19 protein-coding genes and 1 pseudogene are annotated in these 21,031 nt (G+C 43.2%); 12 read left to right on the top strand and 8 right to left on the bottom strand.

Annotated elements, in window-relative coordinates; translation table 11 throughout:
• The first annotated feature begins 707 nt into the window (after nucleotides 1–707).
• The 6 genes and pseudogenes from B2Z67_RS13695 to B2Z67_RS13670 all read left to right on the top strand — a co-directional run bounded on the left by B2Z67_RS13695 (nucleotide 708) and on the right by B2Z67_RS13670 (nucleotide 5,882).
• Complete coding sequence (locus B2Z67_RS13695; RefSeq protein WP_291530398.1) at nucleotides 708–1,910, top strand: 6-bladed beta-propeller; 1,203 nt, start codon at nucleotides 708–710, stop codon at nucleotides 1,908–1,910.
• Between the two features lie 332 nt (nucleotides 1,911–2,242).
• Nucleotides 2,243–2,932: pseudogene (locus tag B2Z67_RS13690) on the top strand (phage integrase SAM-like domain and Arm DNA-binding domain-containing protein); the annotation flags it as partial.
• Nucleotides 2,933–3,366: 434 nt separating this feature from the next.
• Nucleotides 3,367–4,143, top strand: coding sequence for a hypothetical protein (locus tag B2Z67_RS13685; protein WP_291530397.1), 777 nt, complete (start codon nucleotides 3,367–3,369; stop codon nucleotides 4,141–4,143).
• Nucleotides 4,144–4,221: 78 nt separating this feature from the next.
• Nucleotides 4,222–4,773: a DUF488 family protein gene (locus B2Z67_RS13680; RefSeq protein ID WP_291530396.1), complete on the top strand. Its 552-nt coding sequence runs from the start codon at nucleotides 4,222–4,224 to the stop codon at nucleotides 4,771–4,773.
• A gap of 1 nt (nucleotide 4,774) precedes the next feature.
• Entirely contained in the window at nucleotides 4,775–5,251 is a 477-nt protein-coding gene (locus B2Z67_RS13675) for a DUF488 domain-containing protein (protein WP_291530395.1), read from the top strand.
• 1 nt (nucleotide 5,252) lies between these two features.
• Nucleotides 5,253–5,882: a dual OB domain-containing protein gene (locus B2Z67_RS13670; protein WP_291530394.1), complete on the top strand. Its 630-nt coding sequence runs from the start codon at nucleotides 5,253–5,255 to the stop codon at nucleotides 5,880–5,882.
• 90 nt (nucleotides 5,883–5,972) lie between these two features.
• On the opposite strand, the gene B2Z67_RS13665 is transcribed toward B2Z67_RS13670, so the two are convergent.
• The 6 genes from B2Z67_RS13665 to dnaE form a co-directional block, all read right to left on the bottom strand.
• On the bottom strand, nucleotides 5,973–7,400 hold the full coding sequence (locus B2Z67_RS13665; protein ID WP_291530393.1) for an efflux transporter outer membrane subunit: 1,428 nt from the start codon (nucleotides 7,398–7,400) through the stop codon (nucleotides 5,973–5,975).
• Nucleotides 7,401–7,403: 3 nt separating this feature from the next.
• On the bottom strand, nucleotides 7,404–10,544 hold the full coding sequence (locus tag B2Z67_RS13660; protein ID WP_291530392.1) for an efflux RND transporter permease subunit: 3,141 nt from the start codon (nucleotides 10,542–10,544) through the stop codon (nucleotides 7,404–7,406).
• Nucleotides 10,545–10,585: 41 nt separating this feature from the next.
• Entirely contained in the window at nucleotides 10,586–11,809 is a 1,224-nt protein-coding gene (locus B2Z67_RS13655) for an efflux RND transporter periplasmic adaptor subunit (RefSeq protein ID WP_291530391.1), read from the bottom strand.
• A gap of 300 nt (nucleotides 11,810–12,109) precedes the next feature.
• Nucleotides 12,110–12,442: a hypothetical protein gene (locus B2Z67_RS13650; RefSeq protein WP_291530390.1), complete on the bottom strand. Its 333-nt coding sequence runs from the start codon at nucleotides 12,440–12,442 to the stop codon at nucleotides 12,110–12,112.
• 45 nt (nucleotides 12,443–12,487) lie between these two features.
• Entirely contained in the window at nucleotides 12,488–12,802 is a 315-nt protein-coding gene (gene trxA / locus B2Z67_RS13645) for a thioredoxin (protein ID WP_291530389.1), read from the bottom strand.
• Nucleotides 12,803–12,885: 83 nt separating this feature from the next.
• The gene (dnaE, locus tag B2Z67_RS13640) at nucleotides 12,886–16,680 is read right to left on the bottom strand and encodes a DNA polymerase III subunit alpha (protein ID WP_291530388.1); all 3,795 of its coding nucleotides are present in this window, start codon (nucleotides 16,678–16,680) and stop codon (nucleotides 12,886–12,888) included.
• A 171-nt stretch (nucleotides 16,681–16,851) separates the two neighbouring features.
• Here dnaE and B2Z67_RS13635 point away from each other — a divergent pair, with 171 nt between their 5' ends.
• The 3 genes from B2Z67_RS13635 to B2Z67_RS13625 all read left to right on the top strand — a co-directional run bounded on the left by B2Z67_RS13635 (nucleotide 16,852) and on the right by B2Z67_RS13625 (nucleotide 18,632).
• Nucleotides 16,852–17,541, top strand: a complete 690-nt coding sequence (locus tag B2Z67_RS13635) for a phosphatidylserine decarboxylase family protein (protein WP_291530387.1) — start codon at nucleotides 16,852–16,854, stop codon at nucleotides 17,539–17,541.
• 8 nt (nucleotides 17,542–17,549) lie between these two features.
• Nucleotides 17,550–18,248 (top strand): CDP-diacylglycerol--serine O-phosphatidyltransferase, encoded by a 699-nt coding sequence (gene pssA, locus B2Z67_RS13630; protein WP_291530386.1) that lies wholly within the window; start codon nucleotides 17,550–17,552, stop codon nucleotides 18,246–18,248.
• A 69-nt stretch (nucleotides 18,249–18,317) separates the two neighbouring features.
• Nucleotides 18,318–18,632 carry a DUF4834 family protein gene (locus B2Z67_RS13625; RefSeq protein ID WP_291530385.1) on the top strand — a complete coding sequence of 105 codons (315 nt, stop codon included), beginning with the start codon at nucleotides 18,318–18,320 and terminating at the stop codon, nucleotides 18,630–18,632.
• 30 nt (nucleotides 18,633–18,662) lie between these two features.
• Here B2Z67_RS13625 and B2Z67_RS13620 read toward each other — a convergent pair whose 3' ends face one another.
• Nucleotides 18,663–19,097, bottom strand: coding sequence for a nucleoside deaminase (locus tag B2Z67_RS13620; protein WP_291530384.1), 435 nt, complete (start codon nucleotides 19,095–19,097; stop codon nucleotides 18,663–18,665).
• Between the two features lie 3 nt (nucleotides 19,098–19,100).
• On the bottom strand, nucleotides 19,101–19,334 hold the full coding sequence (locus tag B2Z67_RS13615) for a hypothetical protein (protein ID WP_291530383.1): 234 nt from the start codon (nucleotides 19,332–19,334) through the stop codon (nucleotides 19,101–19,103).
• A 109-nt stretch (nucleotides 19,335–19,443) separates the two neighbouring features.
• Here B2Z67_RS13615 and B2Z67_RS13610 point away from each other — a divergent pair, with 109 nt between their 5' ends.
• From B2Z67_RS13610 to B2Z67_RS13600, 3 genes are all read left to right on the top strand, one after another.
• Nucleotides 19,444–19,809 (top strand): YraN family protein, encoded by a 366-nt coding sequence (locus B2Z67_RS13610; protein WP_291530382.1) that lies wholly within the window; start codon nucleotides 19,444–19,446, stop codon nucleotides 19,807–19,809.
• A 63-nt stretch (nucleotides 19,810–19,872) separates the two neighbouring features.
• Entirely contained in the window at nucleotides 19,873–20,229 is a 357-nt protein-coding gene (locus tag B2Z67_RS13605) for an MmcQ/YjbR family DNA-binding protein (RefSeq protein WP_291530381.1), read from the top strand.
• Nucleotides 20,213–21,031: biotin--[acetyl-CoA-carboxylase] ligase (locus B2Z67_RS13600; RefSeq protein ID WP_291530380.1), on the top strand; the 819-nt coding region annotated here is incomplete at its 3' end. The genes B2Z67_RS13605 and B2Z67_RS13600, both read left to right, overlap by 17 nt.

The raw sequence follows: 21,031 nt of genomic DNA, 5'->3' as shown, positions 1-21,031 counted from the left end.
TCACTTATCACTAATCACTAATCACTGCTCCGCTCCGCTAAATTCTCATTTATCGTAAAAATAATTCATACGAAGTACTTACACTATGAATAATGCAGGTTCAATTCTTCAATAGAAATCAGAACTGAAAAATGTTATTTCAACTTTCGCTCAGGGTAACGCCAAGTGGGGGACTAAGTAATTACGGGTTTTTATTGGTTTGTTAAAAACGACAAGTGATTGATCATCAACATAATAAAAGGCATAAAGTTTTTCTCACACCCTTTTTTACTCCCATAAACACATTTTTATTTTGTTTATTCTTTATATTTGCCAGCACAATAATCATTAGTGAAAAATATGATAGTAAATGAAAAACAGTATGAAGAAAATTCCAGTATTTTTGATTGCATCTACTTTCTTATTCATTACCTGTACTTCATCAGACATCTTCGATGGAAAGGTAGGTATACACCGATTTCCCTCTGCAATTTCTTTCATACATTCAGTTACCCTGATTTTCGCCACCTGTCTTCTTTCGGGAAGCGGATTTTAAAGAACTTATGCATAGTGGCTATTATTTGAACACTGAAGGTAGTTGTAAGGTGTGTAGAAGAGATAATAATAGTAACTGTAATGTGCATGATCAGGTACCTTGCTAAAAAGTTTAATTAAACAGAGAGGTCTCTCGCCCAAAAGGAGGGAGACTTCTCTAAAAATACAATATTATGAAGACATTGTTTTACGCTTTTGTTATTATGTTGTTTTTGGCTTGTTCTAATGAAAGAAAAAGCGAAACAACAGAAGTGCAAAAAATAGACTTATCAGGTCTGTCATTTAATTCGTCCTTGAAATTGTCTAGTTTTGCTGAATCAGTTGAGATTATACCCTTGGAAACTACTTCACAAAGTTTAATTGGTGAAATTCGGAATATATATTATAGAAATGGCCGCTACTATATGTTAGTGACAAGTGGATTGAGTAATGCACGGGTATTAGTGTTTTCTGAGCAAGGAAAATTCCTTTGTGAATTAGATCATATTGGACAAGGAAAGGGAGAATATGTGGATATGGGTACCTTTGCATTAATGCCTAATTCAGATTTAAAGGTTTTTGGTTGGAATAAAGTTGTTACTTATGATTCTGTTGGTCATTATTTGTATGAGTCTCCTATGCCTTACTATGCGCGTGATGTAGTGGCATACCCAGATGGTTCTTATGTAATGAGACATACCACTTTAGCAGGGAAAGACAATAGAGTATTATGCGCTTTTACAGAAGATGACAAAAAAGTTTCATCATTTTTGGAGCTTTCCTCTATTGAAAAGACAAAATTGCTTTATTTCCTCAACTGGAATACTTTCTCAACTCATAATGGGAAGCATTATTTTACGTATTCTCATTCTGAGATCATTTATTCGTTGGATGTAGATAAGGCCAATCCCGCTTATTATCTGGATTTTGGGAAATATAAGGTGGACTATAGCAAGGTGGAATCTACTGATGATATGGTGGCCATAGATAAAAAGATATCAAATAAAGAATATGTTACACTCTGGGGCTTTCAAGTTTGTTCCGATTTATTAATATTGGGGCTTGGGTTCGATAGAAAGGCTAGTTTGTGTTTCTATTCATTGAAAACAGGTGAATTTATGAACGGAATCAAGATTATAGATGACATGTATTTGAAAGATAATACTTTAAATTTAAGATATACTAATCTTCCTCATATTGTAATTGACAATTATCTATACGTCCCGATAAGTCCTACAGTTCTTATTAATGGGTATGCAAATTGCAAGCGGGCGATGCCGTCTCAAGAATGGAATACTTTTAAACAGAAGCATGTATCTTTGATGAATCTATGTGAGAGTATATCAGAAGAAGACAATCCGGTCCTGTTACGAATAAAGCTAAAGAAAGTGATATGATGAAACAGTATGTATTTTTAGTATTGTTTTTAGCATTAGTTTTGTTTCAACTTTTTCAAATATAAAATAAACTTCCAACAAAAAAGCAGAATTATGCAGAGCGTAGCGAATTAGCTGACATAGCGTTTGTTATGCTCTGTTATGCTTTGTATGCCTATCCATGAAAAGCCATATTTTAGCAGAACAAAGCAAGAGATAAGTTACTATCCCGTTACTTGGGGTAGAGCGAAAAAACTTTGCTACATGATTCTTATTCAGCGTATTGCGTAAATTTGCATACCGTCTTATAACTCAATGATAACTAATTTTGTAACCAGAAAAAACATTGAGTTATGAGGTCAACATTCAAGGTCTTATTTTATGTGAAGAAAGGCAGTGAGAAACGGGGCGGAAACCTGCCTTTGATGTGCCGACTGACAGTGGACGGCGAAGTTAAACAGTTCAGTTGCAAGACGGATATTCCGCTCCGCCTGTGGGATGTGAAGAACAACCGGGCATCAGGGAAAAGTACGGAAGCACAGAAAATCAATCTCGCCATCGACCGTATCCGAGTGGACGTAAACCGCCGTTATCAGGAACTGATGCAGACGGACGGCTATGTTACCGCCGAAAAATTGAAAAACGCCTATCTCGGTATCGGCATCAAGCAGGAAACGCTGTTGAAATTATTCGAGCAGCACAACGCCGAATTTGAAAAGAAGGTGGGGTACAGCAGGGCAAAGGGTACATTCTCCCGCTACCGTACCGTCTGCAAGCACATTCGTGAGTTCCTGCCCCTGACCTACCACAGGGAGGATATACCGCTAAAGGAACTTAGCCTTAGTTTTATCAACGACTTCGAGTATTTCCTGCGGACAGAGAAAGGATGCCGTACCAATACCGTATGGGGATATATGATAGTCTTAAAGCATATTATCTCTATTGCAAGGAATACAGGGCTGTTGCCGTTCAATCCCTTTGCCGGATATATCAACAGCCCCGAACATGTAGACAGGGGTTATCTTACGGAAGAAGAAATCCAATTCTCGGACACACGAATATCAAAACCAACCAGATTTATGCGAAAATAACCAACCAGAAAATAAGCCGGGACATGGAAACCTTGTCGCAGAAATTGGAAGGAATGGAGAAAAGTATTTGTGATGCAATCTAAACCTGGCATACTCTGTAAAGCCGGTACACATCATTCACTATATAAACTGTGTATAGTGGGTGATGTGTTGCCAACGGCTGCTGTCAGAGTTTACAATCGCAGCCACTACAAAGGGACGTTTTACAAAACGCCATAGCTTATTAGGGTGTTTTCTTCACGCTCCGATAAATCTACACTAAAAACACTCCAATAAGCAAGAGGGGTTTGCCCCTCTTGACTCCCCGAAGACTTCCCTGAAAGGAAGTCGGATGAAAAAGTATCATCAAAATTTCAATCGTAAAAGTAATCAAAAAAATAGATGTAATGGCAAAATTCGCAGTACTTCATTTAGAAAAGGGAGTGGGCAACGATGCTCCAATAAGCTCCCACATCGAGCGGACGGTCAATCCCGCCAATGCGGATAAAGACCGCACACATTTGAACAGGGAACTGATAGAGTTTCCCGATGGTGTAAGAAATCGAACCGAAGCTATCCAATACCGGATTGAACACGCAGGCATTGCTCGGAAGATTAGCCATAATCAGGTTCGGGCAATTCGGGTGATGATGACTGGAAGTCCCGAACAGATGCAGAATACTTATGCACAGGCGATGAGCAAATTTGGTTTGGTACGTGGTAAAGAGAGTTCAGAGGCAAGGCACATTTCCACTCAACAATATTACAGGGAGTTGGTTGATAAAAATGAAGACCTGAAAGAGATCATTCAGGAGCAGGAAGAACTGAACCTGATACACAATTTGTTCCCGATGATGAAAGAACAGCTAAGGATAGCCGACCTTTGCAAGACAATGGGACTTGCTGTTAATTCCATCAAGGCATTGCTTGAGGGTAGAAACTTGACAGCAAAAACATTCTCTTTCTTTTCACCGGAACACAAGCAGAAGTTTACAGCAGAGGATGTCAAGCTGAAAATGGAGAAAGAGCCGGATAATCCCGACAAGTTACAGTTGAATCTCAACGGACAAAATATCATTGATTGGTTCAGGGAACAGTATCAACGAGTGATACAGGCGACAAACCACTATGTAAGACCCAACATCAAGCCCGAAGCGGGTAAAAATAAAAGTTTTAAGTTGTAGTTGAAACTCATTTCAAAATATTTAGTACCTTTGCTTGTAGAATAATGCTATTGCGAGGAAAATAGATAAAATTGAAATATGGAAGAGTCAACGATATATTCAACTGGGCATGGAAACAAAAGCTTTGATGTTTTCATAAAAGAACTCTACTCTTTTAATATTGAGTACTTGTTAGATATTCGCTCTAAGCCATTTTCCAAATGGAATCCTCAATTTAACCAAGCGTTATTAAAGGTAGAACTTGAGAAGTGTGGAATACAATATGTGTTTGTTGGTGATTCTTTAGGTGGACTCCCGGATGATAGAAGTTGTTATGATAGTAATGGTAAGATTTTATATGATGTAATAAAAAGGAAAGATTTTTTCATACAAGGCTTAAACAGATTGATAACTGCCAATGAAAAAGAAATCAGATTGGCTATTATGTGTAGTGAGTCAAAGCCTGAAGAATGCCATAGAAGTAAATTGATAGGGGAGGAACTTAGAATCAATAATATTTCTTTGAATCATATTATTTTGGAAAATAGAATAAAGTCACAAGAAACAGTAATGTCTGAACTTACTAAAGGCAATGGCGTTATTGATTTATTTGGGAATAGAATGGAATTTACATCACGAAAATCATATTGACATGAAATTTTTCACGATAGGAGTTTATGGCTCAACAGAAATAGAGTATTTCAAAAAGCTCACAGACAACAACATTGATACATTCTGTGATATTCGGCAACGAAGAGGGGTTAGAGGCTCAGAATACGCTTTTGTAAACAGTAACAGATTGCAAGAGAAATTGAATGACATTGATATTAGATATGGACATATATTTTCATTAGCTCCCACTTCAGAAATAAGAATGCTTCAAAAGGAAACAGATGTTCAGCAAAAAGAACAGAAAAGAGATAGGAGTGAATTAGGAAAGGTCTTTTCAATAGCATACAAAGACAAAATACTGAAAAAATTTAACTTTGGTAACTTTATAGAGGAGTTAGAAAGAGCCGGAGCGGAAAATGTAGTCTTGTTTTGTGTAGAAGAAAAAGCCAAAGCATGTCACAGGTCTATTGTAGCTGCTGAACTGGAAAAGTTGGGATACAAAATAACACATTTGTAATATGGATGTCTTAATAGTTTCTAAAACAAAAATGCAACATGGCGTTTGTGTGGGTGGAGTTACTGCAAATGGTAATTTTGTTAGGCTTTTAGATGAACATGGACATCATCCCGATGATAGTACAAATTATGAGATAAGGCAAGTTTGGGATATTACTTACAGAAAACCCAATAATCCACGTTCCTTACCTCATTCGGAAGATGTTTGCGTGATATCCAAGAGGCTGAAAGTCACTTTGAATGAAGGTATAGCGATGATAACCTTTCTTGATAAAAGAAAGGTCAATATCTATCAAGGTTCTATTTCTAACTTATTTGAGGGAAAATTGCAATACACACAGAATGGAGCAGGATTCATTAATAGAGACAATATTCCCAAAAATAGTGTATGTTTTTGGATTGCCGATAAAGATATTACTCGAAGTGATCATAATGGTAAGATAAGATATAATTACAATGACGGTAGCCGTCGCTGGGGTTATAATATTTCTTATGTGGGTTTTTCCGCCCCTGTTGAGAACATACCCCAAGGCACATTGATAAGAATGTCTCTGGCTCATTGGTGGTGTCCTGATGATTCCGATGTTGAGGATAGATGCTATCTGCAATTATCGGGCTGGTATGATATATAATCTTAATAATCCTTTCTTTATCCGAACACAAATATATATTCCAAGAGCGAAACATCAAGCCTGAAATAACTTTTATCGAAAACCTTCCGCTTACTGCCAACCGCCCCCCAACGCCTTGTACAACCTCACCAACGTTATCTGTTTATCCCGCACCGCATTACTCAACCCAATCTGTGCATCCAGATATCCACGCTGTGCATCCAGTACGTCCAGATAACCGATTATACCATTAATATATTGTAACTGGGCCAGCTTCACATTCGCCCGCGCCGATTGCTCCAATTGCAAACGCGATTCATAGATTTCTTTCACTTTATTGAAATCCACTATCGCATTGCGTGCATCCTTGAATGCCGTCAACACAGACTTTTCATAAGCATAACATTCCTGTTCATAAGCTGCTTTCCTGGCTTTCAACATCGCCCGGTTCTTTCCCATAGCGAAGAGGGGAGTCAATAACGAACCACTCAGGAAGTGATACGGTGATTTCAAGAAGTCGGAAAACTCAGTGCTCTCCAACCCGTAATGCGCCGTTAATGACAGACGGGGAAACATATTCGTATAGGCAATACCTACGGTTGCATTCGCCGCAATCAGCTTTTGCTCTGCCTGACGCACATCCGGACGACGCTCCAACAAAGTGGAAGGAAGTCCCACAGGAAGACTTTCCGGCAGTTTTATTTCTTCCGACAATACGGAACGTTCTATTTTTCCGGGATATTCACCCGCCAGGAAAGCGATATCATTTTCCTTTATGGAAATATTTCGTTCCAAATCAGGTACCAATGTTGCCGTACGCGCCAACTCTACTTGCGCCTGCTGGTAGGAAGTTTCCGAAGTCAGTCCACCTTCAAAACGAAGTTTCGCCAAACGCACTCCTTCTTTACGGGCGCTTAATGTCTGTTTCACGATAGACAATTCATTATCTAACGCAATCAGTTCGAAGTATGCCTGAGCCACTTCCGCCACAAGACTCATTTTCAACGCACGTTGCGCTTCTATCGAACCCAGAAACTCAGCCATACTCTTGTCTTTTGCCCAGCGCAGATTACCCCAGAGATCTACTTCCCACGATACGAGCGCTTTGGCTTCATAACTCGGAGTGGAATTGTAGTTATCTCCTCCATAATTGGTTGCCTCCTTCTCTGTGTACAGATTTCCACTGATTTGAGGGAAGAGATTGGCAAAGTCAATCCGCTTCATTGCAGCCAGTTCTTTTACCCGCGCAACCGACATCTTCATATCTTTATTATATTCCAACGTCCGCTCAATAAGCGCCTGCAGAGTGGTATCGGTATAGATAGTCCACCACTGACGGTCGGCAATGGAAAGCGTATCCTGCTCCACTGAGTCTAGTTGTTTCGTCTGGTCAAGCCGTTGCGCCAAATCAAGTTGCTGCGGCAAATCAAGCTGTTGCGGCAAATTCAGTTCAGGGCGCACATAGTGCTTACCCAACTGGCAGGAATTGAATAATACCATTATCAACAGAATACCGTATATTGTATATTTCCTTTTCATAACCTATCGTTTAAATCGCTTCGCCATTCTCTTAACCTTCCCCATATTGGTACTTCTCGCCTTTGCTTTCGCCTTATAAATCAGCACAAAGAAAAAGGGTACTAAAAAGATACCTACCGTCACCGCCAGAATCATTCCGAAGAAAACACCCGTTCCGATAGCCTGACGGCTTGCCGAACCCGGGCCACTGGCAATCACCATCGGCAACATACCCAAAATAAATGCCAATGATGTCATCAGAATAGGACGGAAACGCAACTGTGATGCATGCAGGGCCGCCTTAGCCACATCTACTCCACGATCCACCTGCTCTTTGGCAAACTCCACAATCAGGATAGCGTTCTTTGCCGCCAAGCCAACCAACATTACCAGCCCAATCTGGAAATAAACATCATTCTCCAATCCGCAGACCCACACTCCGAGATAGGCTCCCAATGCAGCAACCGGCAACGAAAGCAGAACGGCAACAGGCACAGTCCAACTTTCGTAAAGGGCAGCCAGAAAAAGGAATACGAACAAAAACACCAAAGCAAGCACCATTCCGGTCTTTCCGCCGGCTTGTTTCTCCTGATAGGAAAGTCCGCTCCATTCCACACCTATATTATCGGGCAAATGGTCACGGGCAATCTGCTCAATGATATTCATCGCCTGACCGGAACTATATCCGTCCGCCGCACCACCACGGATAACCGCACTGTTGAACATATTAAAACGTTTGATACTGCCCGGGCCGGTAGTATAAGAAGTCGTTCCGAGTGAAGTCAACGGAATCATCACATTATCCGCACCACGGACAAAGAATAGGTTGATATTCTCCGTATGCTTCCGGTAGGATGCTTCCGCCTGGATATAGACACGGTAGATGCGGTTGAACATATTAAAGTCATTCACATACACCGAGCCTGTATAGGCTTTCATGGTAGAAAACACATCCGCTAAAGGTACACCGGAGAACTTCACCTTGTCACGGTCTACATCGAAATAGAGTTGGGGAATATCCGACTGCAAGGAAGACGACAATCCCGACAGTTCTTTACGTTGCGATGCGTAAAACATCAATGTATCCGCAGCTTGTACCAGGTTATCAAAAGTTGCGTCACCACGCGCTTCAAGCTGCATTTCAAAACCGCCGGAGCTTCCCAGTCCGGGAATAACAGGCGGCGTAGAAAGATATACTTTACATTCGGGATATTGCTGTATTTCTTTCTTAACTTGCGCCATTACTTCATCAATAGTCTGCCCGTCACGCGCTCCCCAAGGTTTCAGGATAACGGTGAGGTCGCTGCGCGCCTGACTGCTTCCTACCCGCGGGCTTGTCCCTACCACACTCTGCACATAAGCCACTGCCGGGTTTTGCATCAAGTAGTCTACCGCACGTTCCGAAACAATACGCGTACGTTCCAGCGTAGCGCCTTCGGGAAGTTCCAGTTCGACTTTAAAGTATCCTTGATCTTCTATGGGCAGAAAACTGGCGGGTATCAGGCGGTTTATCAGGAAGATGGCTACCAGCACCACTCCGAATGCTCCCAATATTCTACGCGGATTACCAATTACCCGCGAAATCTGCTGCACGTATTTACGGTTACCCGTATTGAGGGCATAATTGATATAGCGGAATACGATATTCTTCCGCTTATGGGATTCCGGTTTCAATATCAAAGAACACATCACCGGACTCAGAGTCAATGCAACCACCGTAGAGAGCAAAACAGAAACCACAATCGTTACGGTAAACTGGCGGTACAGTTGCCCCGTGATACCGCCAAGGAAACTAACCGGCACAAACACAGCCGCCAATACTAAGGAGGTAGCGATGATTGCTCCCGTCAGCCCTTCCATAGCTTTCTTTGTGGCTTCATAAGGTGAGAGCTTCTCTTCGTGCATGATACGCTCCACATTCTCCACCACCACAATGGCATCATCCACCACAATTCCAATAGCAAGCACCAGTCCTAAAAGAGTGAGTATATTAAGCGAGAAGCCGAATATTAACATAAAACCAAACGTACCGATCAGGGAAATAGGCACTGCCACTATCGGGATGACAGTTGCACGCCAGCTTTGCAACGACAGGAATACCACGATAATTACCAGTAGCAAAGCTTCGAACAATGTCTTATATACTTCATGAATAGACTCTGAAATGTAAGTCGTCATATCGAATGGCATTTCATAACTCAATCCGTCGGGGAAATTACTGCTGATTTCATTCATCGCTTCCTTAACATTCTCGGCTACTTCCATCGCATTGGCGCCCGGCAACATATATATGGCAAGTACGGCTGCGTTTTCGCCGTTGATTCCGCTCTCCGTATTATAAGAAGAAGCTTCCAGCGACACACGCGCCACGTCCCGCATACGAATGATAGAACCATCCGCATTGGCGCGTACCACAATTTCTTCAAACTGACTAACGGAAGAGAGACGTCCCTGAGTGGTAATAGGAATGGTAACATCGAGTCCCGTAACAGGTTGCTGTCCCAGCACGCCTGCCGCAGACTCACGGTTCTGGTCTTTCAATGCATTCTGCAAATCGGCAACCGTCAGGCCGAAGTTTGCCAGTTTATCCGGTTGTACCCAGATTTGCATGGCGTAGTAACGGCTGCCTATATTTGAAACACGCCCCACACCGGGAATACGGCGAAGCAAGTCAAGTACATTCAAAGTAGCAAAGTTACTCAGGTATATTTCATCGAACTTCGGGTCGGAAGATTTCAGGCAGATAGTCATCAACTGGCTGGCAGCCTGCTTTTCTACGGATATGCCGTTTTGCACTACTTCAGCCGGAAGACTGGACTCCGCCAGCTTCAGGCGGTTCTGTATTTCCACTGCCGACAAATCAGGGTCGGCGGAAATATCGAAAGTGACCGTAGCCGAGAAACCGCCGGAATTAGAACTGTTGGACTCCATATAGAGCATCCCCGGCGTTCCGTTCAATTCCTGTTCAATAGGAGTAGCCACCGCCTGCGACACGGTCAGCGCGCTGGCGCCGGGATATGAAGCGCTAATCTTCACTACCGGGGGTGTTATCTGCGGATATTGATCAATGGGGAGCATCATCAGCCCAATGATACCCACAATGACTATCAATATGGAGATGACAGCCGAAAAAACCGGTCTGTCTATAAAGAAACTTACTTTCATATACGTCTGTTTTACGTTTGTCGATTACAATTCTTTGTCGATTACAATTCCGCCATAGTTGTATCAACGGCTTGCACTTCTTCTTCCTTCTTCAACATGGTATTGTTTACCTTGACTTTCACACCCGGGCTTAACTTGTGGTATCCTTCTACAACTATATTCTCATTCGGCACAAGACCTCTTTCTACTACCACCCGATTCTCTATTTCCGGTCCCAACTCAATGAAACGACGTTCTACGGTAGAGTCGCGCCGCATTACAAACACGTAAGCGCCTCCCTTTTCAATTATGACTGATTTAGTGGGAACAACCGTTGCACCTGTCTGTACATCCAGCAGCAATTTCACTTTGGTAAACTGTCCCGGTAGCAATGCGCGTTGCGGATTAGGCATCTCGGCACGAACAGAAAACGTACCGGTACGCGGATCGACCTGCGGTTCGGCAAAGTCAACCAGCCCTTTATAAGGATAAATGGTATTGTCGGCCAACGTAATGGAGATATTCGGCTGCCAGGAACGGGTGGAGTCTTTTTGCCCCAGATTCACGTTACGTTCTTTTGTCTTCAGATAATCCAATGCCGTCATACTGAAATCGACCAGGACGGTATCACTCTTTACAATAGTGGCAAGCAATGACTTACCGCCGGCGCCTACCAATGTCCCCAAGTCTACGTGCCGCTCACTGATATGTCCTGACAGCGGAGAGCGCACAATGGTATACCCGAGTTCCAGTTCAGCCTGGTCTAAATCCGCCTGACTCATTGCTACATCGGCTTCGGCTGTTTCATAAGCAGCCACCGCATTATCCAAATCCAGTTTACTGGCAGCGTTCTGCTCATACAGCGGGCGGATACGTTCCAGGTCGCGCTGTGCTTTATTGGCTTGCGCTTCATCTTTCTTCAGTTGCGCACGCGCCTTATCCGCTTTAGCCCGATACTGGTCCTGGTTAATAACAAACAATACCTGATTCTTCAATATATAGGTACCTTCTTCAAAAAGCATATTCTCCAGGAATCCCTCTACACGGGCGTGTACTTCCACAAACTGCTGGGCGCGGACACGTCCTACATATTCACCATAAATTTCCACATCATCCTGAACAGCCGGTTCTACAGCCACCACCGGCAGTTCCGGTGCCGGTACCGACCTATGTGCGAAGAACCAATAAATACCGGCTAATAATGCTATGCTTATTACGGCAATCACCACCCCTCTCCTTTCATTCTTTGTAAGCTTTCTCTCCTTCTTCGTAAAAAACGATTTCATAAGTTTCCTGTCTATGTTAATGTTAAAACCTCATTAATAAAACACAAGCAACGTGCCAAAGTTCGATACAACACCTTTATTATTCGCATACAAAGTATTACATAGCCTACATTATTTATAGGTAACTCCCTTAATTCCTGCGGTATGAATAATGCAGGATAACTCCTACGGTATGAATAATACAGGTTAAGGGGGATTTGAAAAATGTGGAATCTACGCTACAAGTGTGGAATTTCTCCACAAAAAGAAAGTCCGAACACAATGTCCGGACTTTCTTTTTATTTGTTATAGAAGAAGTTGTTATTCATCATCCAACGTTTCCGTATATTCCGCTTCACCTTGAACTACGAACAGAATTTCTTCCGGGTCATAGTCACCCATCTCATCTTTGTGAGCTTCTTTGATAACGTAATCCACGATTTGTCCCAAGTCGATTTCGATATATCCTTCTTCATCGGGATTAACATCCAAGATGCCGCTTTCCGAATAATACTCATTAATCAAATCGAGAAAATAATAAAGTTCGTCGTCGGAGAATTTCTCTTTCAACTCTTGCGGCAAATAATTCTTGATGTACTCGATGGCTTTTTCGTCATCGATATCATCCATTAAGAAATCGTCTTCTAATCCCATACTATTTATTTTTTAGAGTTAATACCTCAATCAACTAACTACGCATTAAAGCAGATTCTCTATTTTATCACCAAAAGCGGATTTCGCAGCAGAACCTACTTGCTTATCAACCAATTTACCTTCTTTAAAGAATAGTATAGTAGGAATGTTACGGATGCCAAATTCTGCAGGCAGTTCGCTGTTTTCATCCACATTGCATTTACCGATACTAACTTTACCTTCGTACATTTCTGCCAATTCATCGATGATGGGTGCTACCATTTTGCAAGGGACACACCACGGCGCCCAAAAGTCAATCACTACAGGTTTACCTTCTTCAAGTATTTCCTGATAATTGCTGTCTGTAATTTCTAAAGCCATTTCTTTAATAAATTTATATTTAATGTTTTGGAATTAATTCATAGTTAATCATTCATTATCAACCTATTGATGAAGCAAAGATACTAATTAATCCGAAATTCCAGTTCAGGACGTTCATTTAAATAAGAGATTAGCTCTCGCCCTACGGAAAGTTTCACCGGGCGGGAAATCAGACTTACTGTCTTTTTGGTGTCCGGGTCTATCACTTCAAAACAAAGTTCCGTGGTACCGGGATGGTCCTTCGTCAAGACAGCAAGTTCAGCAACCACAGCCGGATTCAATACGGATAACGGGAGTATGATTGTAATCTTGGCAATCAATTTCTCTTTCACATCCGGCAATAGTTCCATGGAAGTTATCTTGAGTTCCAATTCATCCTGCTTCCACTGTTTAGGCTGGCAACGGGCTTTGATAAAGAGGAACGTACGTTCGCCCAGATACCCCTGATAGGTTACCCAATCATTACCGAAGAACGCAATTTCCGTAGAACCGGAGTAATCTTCTATCTTGGCTATGCCGTAAGGATTACCATTCTTGCTGATTCCCCGGCGTACCGAAGTCACAATACCACCCATTGTTATTTCACGTCCGGTAAGCGCCGCTTTATCTTCCAACTCGGCCATGTGTGTATTGCAAACGTACTGCAATACAACGGAGTACTCGTCCAGCGGATGGGCTGAAAGGTAAATGCCCACCAAGTCACGCTCTCTGTTTAAGCGATCCAAATCGCTCCAACGTTCAGCTTCAGGAATTTCCGGAGTAGCTATATCCACCACATTGTCGCCACCGAACAATGAATTGGCTGCCGCAGCCTGGTCTGCCTGATAACGGTTACCATAGCGCATTAACGTTTCCATGAAGACTTCATTCTTTGAGTTTACGGCAAAGTACTGTTCACGCTTCATCTCCGGAAAGTCGTCGAAACCACCTGCCAGGGCAAGGCATTCAAAGTTCTTTTTATTACATGTTGTCAGATTGACACGCTGCACAAAATCGAATATCCCTTTGAACGGACCGTTCTTTTCGCGCTCTTCCATTATATTCAGCACGGCGCCTTCGCCCACACCTTTCACTGCACCGAGACCGAAGCGGATATTTCCTTCCGGGTTCACAGTAAATTTCAGGTTACTTTCATTCACATCCGGCCCAAGTACTTTGATGCCCATTGCTTTACATTCATCCATCAACTTGGTGATATCAGTAATGTTCGATAAACTTCGGCTCATCACAGCCGCCATGTATTCCGCCGGATAATTCGCTTTCAGATAAGCCGTCTGATAGGCTACCCATGAGTAGCAAGTGGCATGGGATTTATTGAAAGCATAGGATGCAAACTTCTCCCAGTCTCCCCAAATCTTTTCAAGTACCTTGGGGTCGTGACCATTCTTACGCCCGCCTTCAACAAATTTAGGCTTCATGTGATCCAGCTTATCACGTAACTTCTTACCCATTGCCTTACGCAAGGCATCCGACTCGCCACGCGTGAAATCAGCCAACAGACGGGAAAGAAGCATCACCTGCTCTTGATAGACTGTAATGCCATACGTATCCTTCAGGTATTTTTCCATTACCGGAATATCGTATTCTATCGGTTTACGTCCATGCTTACGGTCAATAAAGTCAGGGATATAATCCATAGGCCCCGGACGGTAAAGGGCATTCATCGCAATGAGGTCTTCAAAAGTGGAAGGTTGCAATTCGCGAAGATACTTCTGCATTCCGGCAGATTCAAACTGGAACGTACCGACAGTACGTCCATCGCTATATAGTTTATAAGTAGCAGGGTCGTCAATAGGTACTTTGTCTATATCCAACACTAAACCGCTATGCAGGCGTATATTATTAACAGCTTCCTTGATGATGGACAAAGTTTTTAATCCCAGAAAGTCCATCTTAATCAAGCCCGTATCTTCAATCACCGAACCTTCGTATTGGGTAACGAGCATTTTCTCACCCGTTTCCTTATCATCGGCAGTGCTTACGGGCACCCAGTCAGTGATGTCATCACGGCAGATAATTGTACCGCAAGCATGTACTCCCGTGCCGCGCACATTGCCTTCCAGCATTTTGGCATATTTCAAGGTATCGCGCAACAGAGGGTCAGGAGAAGCTTCTGCAGCCTGTAGTTCGGGAACGTAGTCGATAGCAGTCTGCAAGCTGAGCTTCTTGTCAGGTATTCTGTCAGGCACTAACTTTGCCAGCCGGTCAGACTCCGAAAGAGGGAGTTTCTGTACGCGGGCAACGTCTTTAATGGCGAGCTTGGTAGCCATCGTGCCATAAGTAATAATATGCGCCACCTTTTCCTGTCCGTATTTGTTGGTCACCCAACGAAGCACTTCACCACGTCCGTCATCATCAAAGTCGATATCAATATCAGGCAATGATATACGGTCGGGATTCAGGAAGCGTTCAAACAGCAAATCATATTTAATAGGGTCAATCTTCGTAATCTGCAAACAATACGCCACCGCCGAACCGGCAGCGGAACCACGTCCCGGCCCTACCGAAACTCCCATTTTACGCCCGGCAGCGATAAAGTCCTGCACAATCAGGAAGTATCCCGGGAAACCCATTGTCTTCATGATATGAAGCTCGAACTTCAAGCGTTCCATAACCTCGCCGGACAGAGGGTCGCCATAAAATACCTTGGCGCCATCAAAAGTCAACTTGGCAAGATAATCCGCTTCCAGTTTAATACGATACAATTTGTCGTATCCGCCCAAGCTTTCGATTTTGGCGTTGGCATCTTCTTCACTCAATACTACATTGCCGTTTTCATCTTGAGTGAATTCATCAAATAAATCTTGTTCCGTATATTTCTGCCGATATCCATCTTCTGTTCCAAAGTCTTCGGGAATAGCAAAAGTCGGCATGATAGGTGCGTGGTCAATAGAATAATATTCCACCTTATTTAAAATCTCCAACGTATTGGACAAGGCTTCGGGCACGTCGGCAAAAAGTTCGTTCATCTCTGCCTTCGTCTTCATCCATTCCTGTTTAGAGTAGTACATGCGGTTAGGGTCATCCAAGTCCTTACCGGTACTTAGGCAAATCAAGCGGTCGTGCGCCTCGGCATGTTCCTCATTTACAAAATGGACATCATTGGAACATATAACCTTAACGTCATATTTCCGGGCAAGCTCCAACAACTTGGCATTTGCCCTCTGCTGCAGCGGATAAGTTTCATAATTGGCACGGGGCACGGTTGCTTTGTGGCGTTGCAATTCCAGATAATAATCCTCGCCAAAAAGATTCTTATACCAGCGTATAGCCTCCTCCGCTTCTTCGAAACGGTCATTGATAATCTTTCTGGGAACTTCACCACCGAGACAAGCAGAGCATACAATCAGTCCTTCATGATATTGCTCTAATTCATTGCGGTCGGTACGCGGACGCATATAATAGCCTTGTGTCCAGGCTCTGGATACCAGCTTTATCAGATTATGATAGCCTTTTTCGTTCTTCGCCAATACAATTAAGTGCCAGCCGCCCTGGTCGGGTTTGCCTTCCTTCTTATCCATAGTTCGGTGAGCCACATACATTTCACAACCGACAATCGGTTTGAAGAGTTTGTTTTCGGCTTCATCAATCTTCACACGGCATTCGGCAAGCTCCGCTTCTTTATCTTCACAAGCGATTTTACCGCTTTCAATGCCGGCTATTTTCTTCTTGAGGCCTTTAATCTCACCTTTCGAACCACTATTCTTCTTGTTAACGTAATTGATAAACTCCTTGATACCGAACATATTCCCGTGGTCAGTCACGGCAATTCCCTTCATTCCATCCTGTATCGCCTTATCAACCAAAGCACTTACACTTGCCTGACCATCAAGAAGAGAATACTGGGTATGAACATGCAAATGAATAAAATCCTGCATAAATATCTCCTTTCAAATAAGAGCATAAAAGTACAACGTATGTCACAGCTAACAAAAATATTTCTCCAAAAGTTATCAACACTTGTATTTCTCTTCCCAAATGCTTGTTATTCTTTTAAAATAAGCCTATTTTTGCAGATAATTTATATTCAAAACAATGAACCAATATACATGAGTCGACTAAAGAAGCTAAAAAAGATACGAATTCATCACGAAGGGACACATACACTGGCCGGCAGTTTATTGTTACTGTTGGTTATTAACTCCGCCTTATATTTCGGGTTAGAATGCAAATTACCATTTTATATTGTAGCAGTGGTCAGCATAGTGCTTTACGGTATGTTGGTGAATTTCTTCCGATGCCCTATCCGCCTGTTTGGACAGGAGGAGACCGAAAAGATTGTGGTGGCGCCTGCCGACGGCAAGATAGTTGTCATAGAAGAAGTGGACGAAAACGAGTACTTCCATGATCGTCGCCTCATGATATCTATCTTTATGAGTATCATCAATGTGCATGCCAATTGGTATCCGGTAGACGGAACCGTGAAAAAAGTAGCGCACCAGAACGGCAAGTTCATGAAAGCATGGCTTCCGAAAGCCAGTACCGATAACGAGCGTTCGATGGTTGTTATCGAAACTCCCGAAGGTGTGGAAGTGATGGCGCGTCAGATAGCCGGTGCAATGGCTCGCCGCATCGTTACGTATGCCGAACCGGGTGAAGATTGTTATATTGACGAGCACATGGGCTTTATTAAGTTCGGTTCCCGTGTGGATGTTTACCTCCCGCTGGGCACAGAAGTATTTGTGAAAATGGGGCAATTAACTACAGGAAACCAAACGGTGATAGCCAAACTAAAATAACCAGACGAATGGCTAACTGTATTACCCGCCATATTCCCAATACCTTAACATGCCTGAATTTGTTCTCAGGTTGTATTGCATGCGTCATGTCGTTCGAGTACAAATACGATTTGGCGCTTGTCTTTATCATAATCAGTGCCGTATTCGACTTTCTGGACGGTATGTCGGCACGATTATTAAACGCCCCCTCACCCATTGGTAAAGAGTTGGACTCTCTGGCAGATGATGTGAGTTTCGGAGTAGTACCATCAGTTATTGTATTCTCACTATTACGTGAAACCACTTATCCCGGTTGGATGAGTAGTTTTCAGGAATATGTTCCTTACTTCGCTTTTCTTATCTCCATATTCTCGGCGCTTCGCCTGGCGAAGTTCAATACCGATGAGCGTCAGAGTAGCTCGTTTATCGGTCTGAATACACCTGCTAATACCTTATTTTGGGGAGCAATGGCTGCACAATATCACGACTGGCTGATACAAGGCGGGGTTGTCCTTTACGGACTATTGATTTGTATCGTACTATTCTCCCTGTTGCTGGTTGCCGAATTTCCAATGTTTGCTTTTAAGTTGAAGAGCTTTTCCTGGGAAGGCAATAAAATCCGTTACATATTTCTGGCAGTTAGTATTCCTCTGCTTATTTTTGCAGGACTTGCTTCGGTCATTGGCTGGTACATTATTTTATGCTGGTTTGTGAGGAAACGGCTCTAAACAAATCTCCGGTACATATTGTTATGCAAGTTACTCGCCCAAAGAACATCATTATAAATATATTAGGATATGTTTAAGTTATTAGGATTTCTATTTATCATTATAGTCGTTATTCTGGTCATCGGACTTGGCATTATCGGCACTGTTCTCCGGAGTATCTTCGGAAACGGAGGAAGACGTCATAACCCTTCGGGAACCTACCGGAATGCAAATGGCGGTTATCAACCCGGACAAGGTTCATACTCCGACAGCCGGCAACAAAACTCTTCTACCCGGAAAGACGAAGAAACCAAACCAATGGATGATGATACACAGAAGAAACACCAGAAGGTCTTCTCGAAAGACGATGGAGAATACGTGGATTTCGAAGAAATCAAAGAATAAATCCTATAGGATAGAAGAAGAATATACCGTTTACCGTCGCTTCGCAACAAAGAAATCTTTCATCAGTACAGCACATTCTTCGGCAAGAACACCTTTAACCACTGTCGTTTTGGGGTGTAATGCCTGCGAAGCATAACGTTGATATCCACGCTTTTCGTCTTCTGCCCCGAATACAAGTTTCCCCATCTGCGCCCAGGCAATAGCGCCTGCACACATCACGCAAGGTTCAACGGTGACATAAAGAGTACATTCATTCAGATACTTCCCGCCAAGAGTAGAGGCAGCGGCAGTAATGGCCTGCATTTCAGCATGGGCAGTCACATCGGTCAAAGTTTCAGTGAGGTTATGGGCGCGGGCAATAATACGGTCTTTGCACACAATAACCGCCCCTACAGGTACTTCACCCCTTTCGGCAGCTTTGTGCGCTTCGGCAAGCGCCAGTTTCATATAATGAGTATCTTCCATCCGCTATCGTCTCATATCATGTTCGCCGAAGAGAGTAGGATAATCCTCATCCATCTTTTTATAAATAAACATAAGGATAGTCTCCCTCACCCAGCGAGACTTATTCGTTATCTTGTATTTCTCCAGATAACGGTCTACAATCCGCATTTCCTCTTCGCTCATCAGGCAAACGATGCGCTGTTCGCGTTTAGGCTCTTCGGGTGTGGCTTTCACACCTGTTTTATTCCTCTTTCTCATATTTCCTGCAAAATTAGTTTTACTTCCGTAAATACAAAGAAGAAAAAACGTATTTTTGCATTGTAACAGTTAAAAAGTAATTCTATTGCCTATATACCAATCATAAAGTATGGCAGCGCACAATAATCTTGGAAAAGCCGGAGAAGATGCTACTATAAAGTATCTGGAACGTAACGGATATACTGTCCGACACCGGAATTGGCGGAAAAACCGTCTTGAACTGGATATCGTGGCAGCTAAAAATGGGCAACTGGTTGTAATAGAAGTAAAGACGCGCAGCAATACGGAATACATAGAACCACAGGATGCCGTCAATTGGAAGAAGATACGCCATATTGTAATAGCCGCCGATGCATACATCAAACATTTCAGTATTGACGAACCTGTCCGTTTCGATATTATCACGGTTGTCGGTGAAGCCGGAACTTTTAAAATAGAACATATTAAAGATGCATTCTATCCGCCCATGTTCTGAAAGAATTGATTATAACGCTTTAAGCTAAGAGATATTATTCACTAAACACCCAACATTTGCCTCATGGATATAGAAACCGCCCGCGAATACTGCCTCTCCAAGAAAGCCGTCACGGAGTGTCTTCCGTTCGACGACTATTCACTCGTAATGAAAGTCATGGATAAGATGTTTGTGCTGATTGACCTGGAATCGTCCAACAAAATCAGCATGAAGTGCGACCCGGAATATGCGATTGAACTGCGTGAGCGCTATTCGGCTATCGAAGAAGCTTATCATTTCCACAAGAAGTATTGGAACCAGGTTTTCCTTGACAGAGATGCGGATGACAAACTGATAAAAAGCCTCATCGACCATGCATATACTGAAGTATTGAAGAAGTTCACCAAAAAGAAACGCGCCGAATATGATGCCTTGCCCTGATAACGATACCCAACCAAGCAGCCGGAATTGCGCTGCAACATTCCCTGTCCCGCTAATTGTACTGGCGGAAACAGACTCTACGAACAACCACCTGACGCAGCTGTGCAATGAATCGCAACCGCCCGTCCGGGAGTTTACCACCCTCATTACCGAGCGCCAAACTGCCGGTAAAGGACAGCGTGGCAATAGCTGGGAATCGGAAGAAAGCAAGAACATCACTTTCAGTTTCGTGCTCTACCCTACATTCGTTGAAGCCCGCCGCCAGTTCATTCTTTCCCAAATCGTCTCCCTTTCCATCAAAGAAGAGTTGGATGAATGGACAGACGGCATCTCCATTAAATGGCCGAATGACATCTACCGGAACGAAAAAAAGATTTGCGGCATACTGATAGAGAATGACCTTTCGGGAAGTCATATCGGACGAAGCATCGCCGGCATCGGAGTAAACATAAACCAGGAGGTCTTCCGGAGCAATGCTCCCAATCCTGTATCCTTAAAACAAATCACTGGGCAGGAGTACGACCGGTATCTGATACTTGCCAACATCATGAAGCGGGTAAAAGCATACTATTCCCTCTTGCAGGCGGATATCACGGGCGATGCCGCCAACCGCATTGCCGAACGTTACGCCCATTCCCTTTTCCGCCGCGAAGGCTTCCACCGCTATGCCGATGCAGAAGGTGATTTCCTTGCCCGCCTGCTACGCATAGAATCGGACGGACGGCTTGTACTGGAAGACCAGGAAGGAAAGGAACGCGGATATCGGTTTAAGGAGGTGCAGATGAAATTTCTCGTCCCACGA

This window comes from Bacteroides sp. UBA939 (genome assembly GCF_002293435.1).
Lineage (GTDB): Bacteria > Bacteroidota > Bacteroidia > Bacteroidales > Bacteroidaceae > Bacteroides.
Note: the sequence above shows the minus strand (reverse complement) of the source record. Positions and strands in the feature narration are given on the sequence as shown.

Bases quoted from the DNA above. Each gene is read 5' to 3' on its own strand.
- B2Z67_RS13615 (WP_291530383.1), bottom strand. From the start codon at position 19,334: ATGAGAAAGAGGAATAAAACAGGTGTGAAAGCCACACCCGAAGAGCCT.
- B2Z67_RS13685 (WP_291530397.1), top strand. From the start codon at position 3,367: ATGGCAAAATTCGCAGTACTTCATTTAGAAAAGGGAGTGGGCAACGAT.
- B2Z67_RS13655 (WP_291530391.1), bottom strand. From the start codon at position 11,809: ATGAAATCGTTTTTTACGAAGAAGGAGAGAAAGCTTACAAAGAATGAA.
- dnaE (WP_291530388.1), bottom strand. From the start codon at position 16,680: ATGCAGGATTTTATTCATTTGCATGTTCATACCCAGTATTCTCTTCTT.
- B2Z67_RS13650 (WP_291530390.1), bottom strand. From the start codon at position 12,442: ATGGGATTAGAAGACGATTTCTTAATGGATGATATCGATGACGAAAAA.
- B2Z67_RS13660 (WP_291530392.1), bottom strand. From the start codon at position 10,544: ATGAAAGTAAGTTTCTTTATAGACAGACCGGTTTTTTCGGCTGTCATC.
- trxA (WP_291530389.1), bottom strand. From the start codon at position 12,802: ATGGCTTTAGAAATTACAGACAGCAATTATCAGGAAATACTTGAAGAA.
- B2Z67_RS13675 (WP_291530395.1), top strand. From the start codon at position 4,775: ATGAAATTTTTCACGATAGGAGTTTATGGCTCAACAGAAATAGAGTAT.
- B2Z67_RS13635 (WP_291530387.1), top strand. From the start codon at position 16,852: ATGAGTCGACTAAAGAAGCTAAAAAAGATACGAATTCATCACGAAGGG.
- B2Z67_RS13620 (WP_291530384.1), bottom strand. From the start codon at position 19,097: ATGGAAGATACTCATTATATGAAACTGGCGCTTGCCGAAGCGCACAAA.
- pssA (WP_291530386.1), top strand. From the start codon at position 17,550: ATGGCTAACTGTATTACCCGCCATATTCCCAATACCTTAACATGCCTG.
- B2Z67_RS13695 (WP_291530398.1), top strand. From the start codon at position 708: ATGAAGACATTGTTTTACGCTTTTGTTATTATGTTGTTTTTGGCTTGT.
- B2Z67_RS13680 (WP_291530396.1), top strand. From the start codon at position 4,222: ATGGAAGAGTCAACGATATATTCAACTGGGCATGGAAACAAAAGCTTT.
- B2Z67_RS13665 (WP_291530393.1), bottom strand. From the start codon at position 7,400: ATGAAAAGGAAATATACAATATACGGTATTCTGTTGATAATGGTATTA.
- B2Z67_RS13610 (WP_291530382.1), top strand. From the start codon at position 19,444: ATGGCAGCGCACAATAATCTTGGAAAAGCCGGAGAAGATGCTACTATA.
- B2Z67_RS13625 (WP_291530385.1), top strand. From the start codon at position 18,318: ATGTTTAAGTTATTAGGATTTCTATTTATCATTATAGTCGTTATTCTG.
- B2Z67_RS13605 (WP_291530381.1), top strand. From the start codon at position 19,873: ATGGATATAGAAACCGCCCGCGAATACTGCCTCTCCAAGAAAGCCGTC.
- B2Z67_RS13670 (WP_291530394.1), top strand. From the start codon at position 5,253: ATGGATGTCTTAATAGTTTCTAAAACAAAAATGCAACATGGCGTTTGT.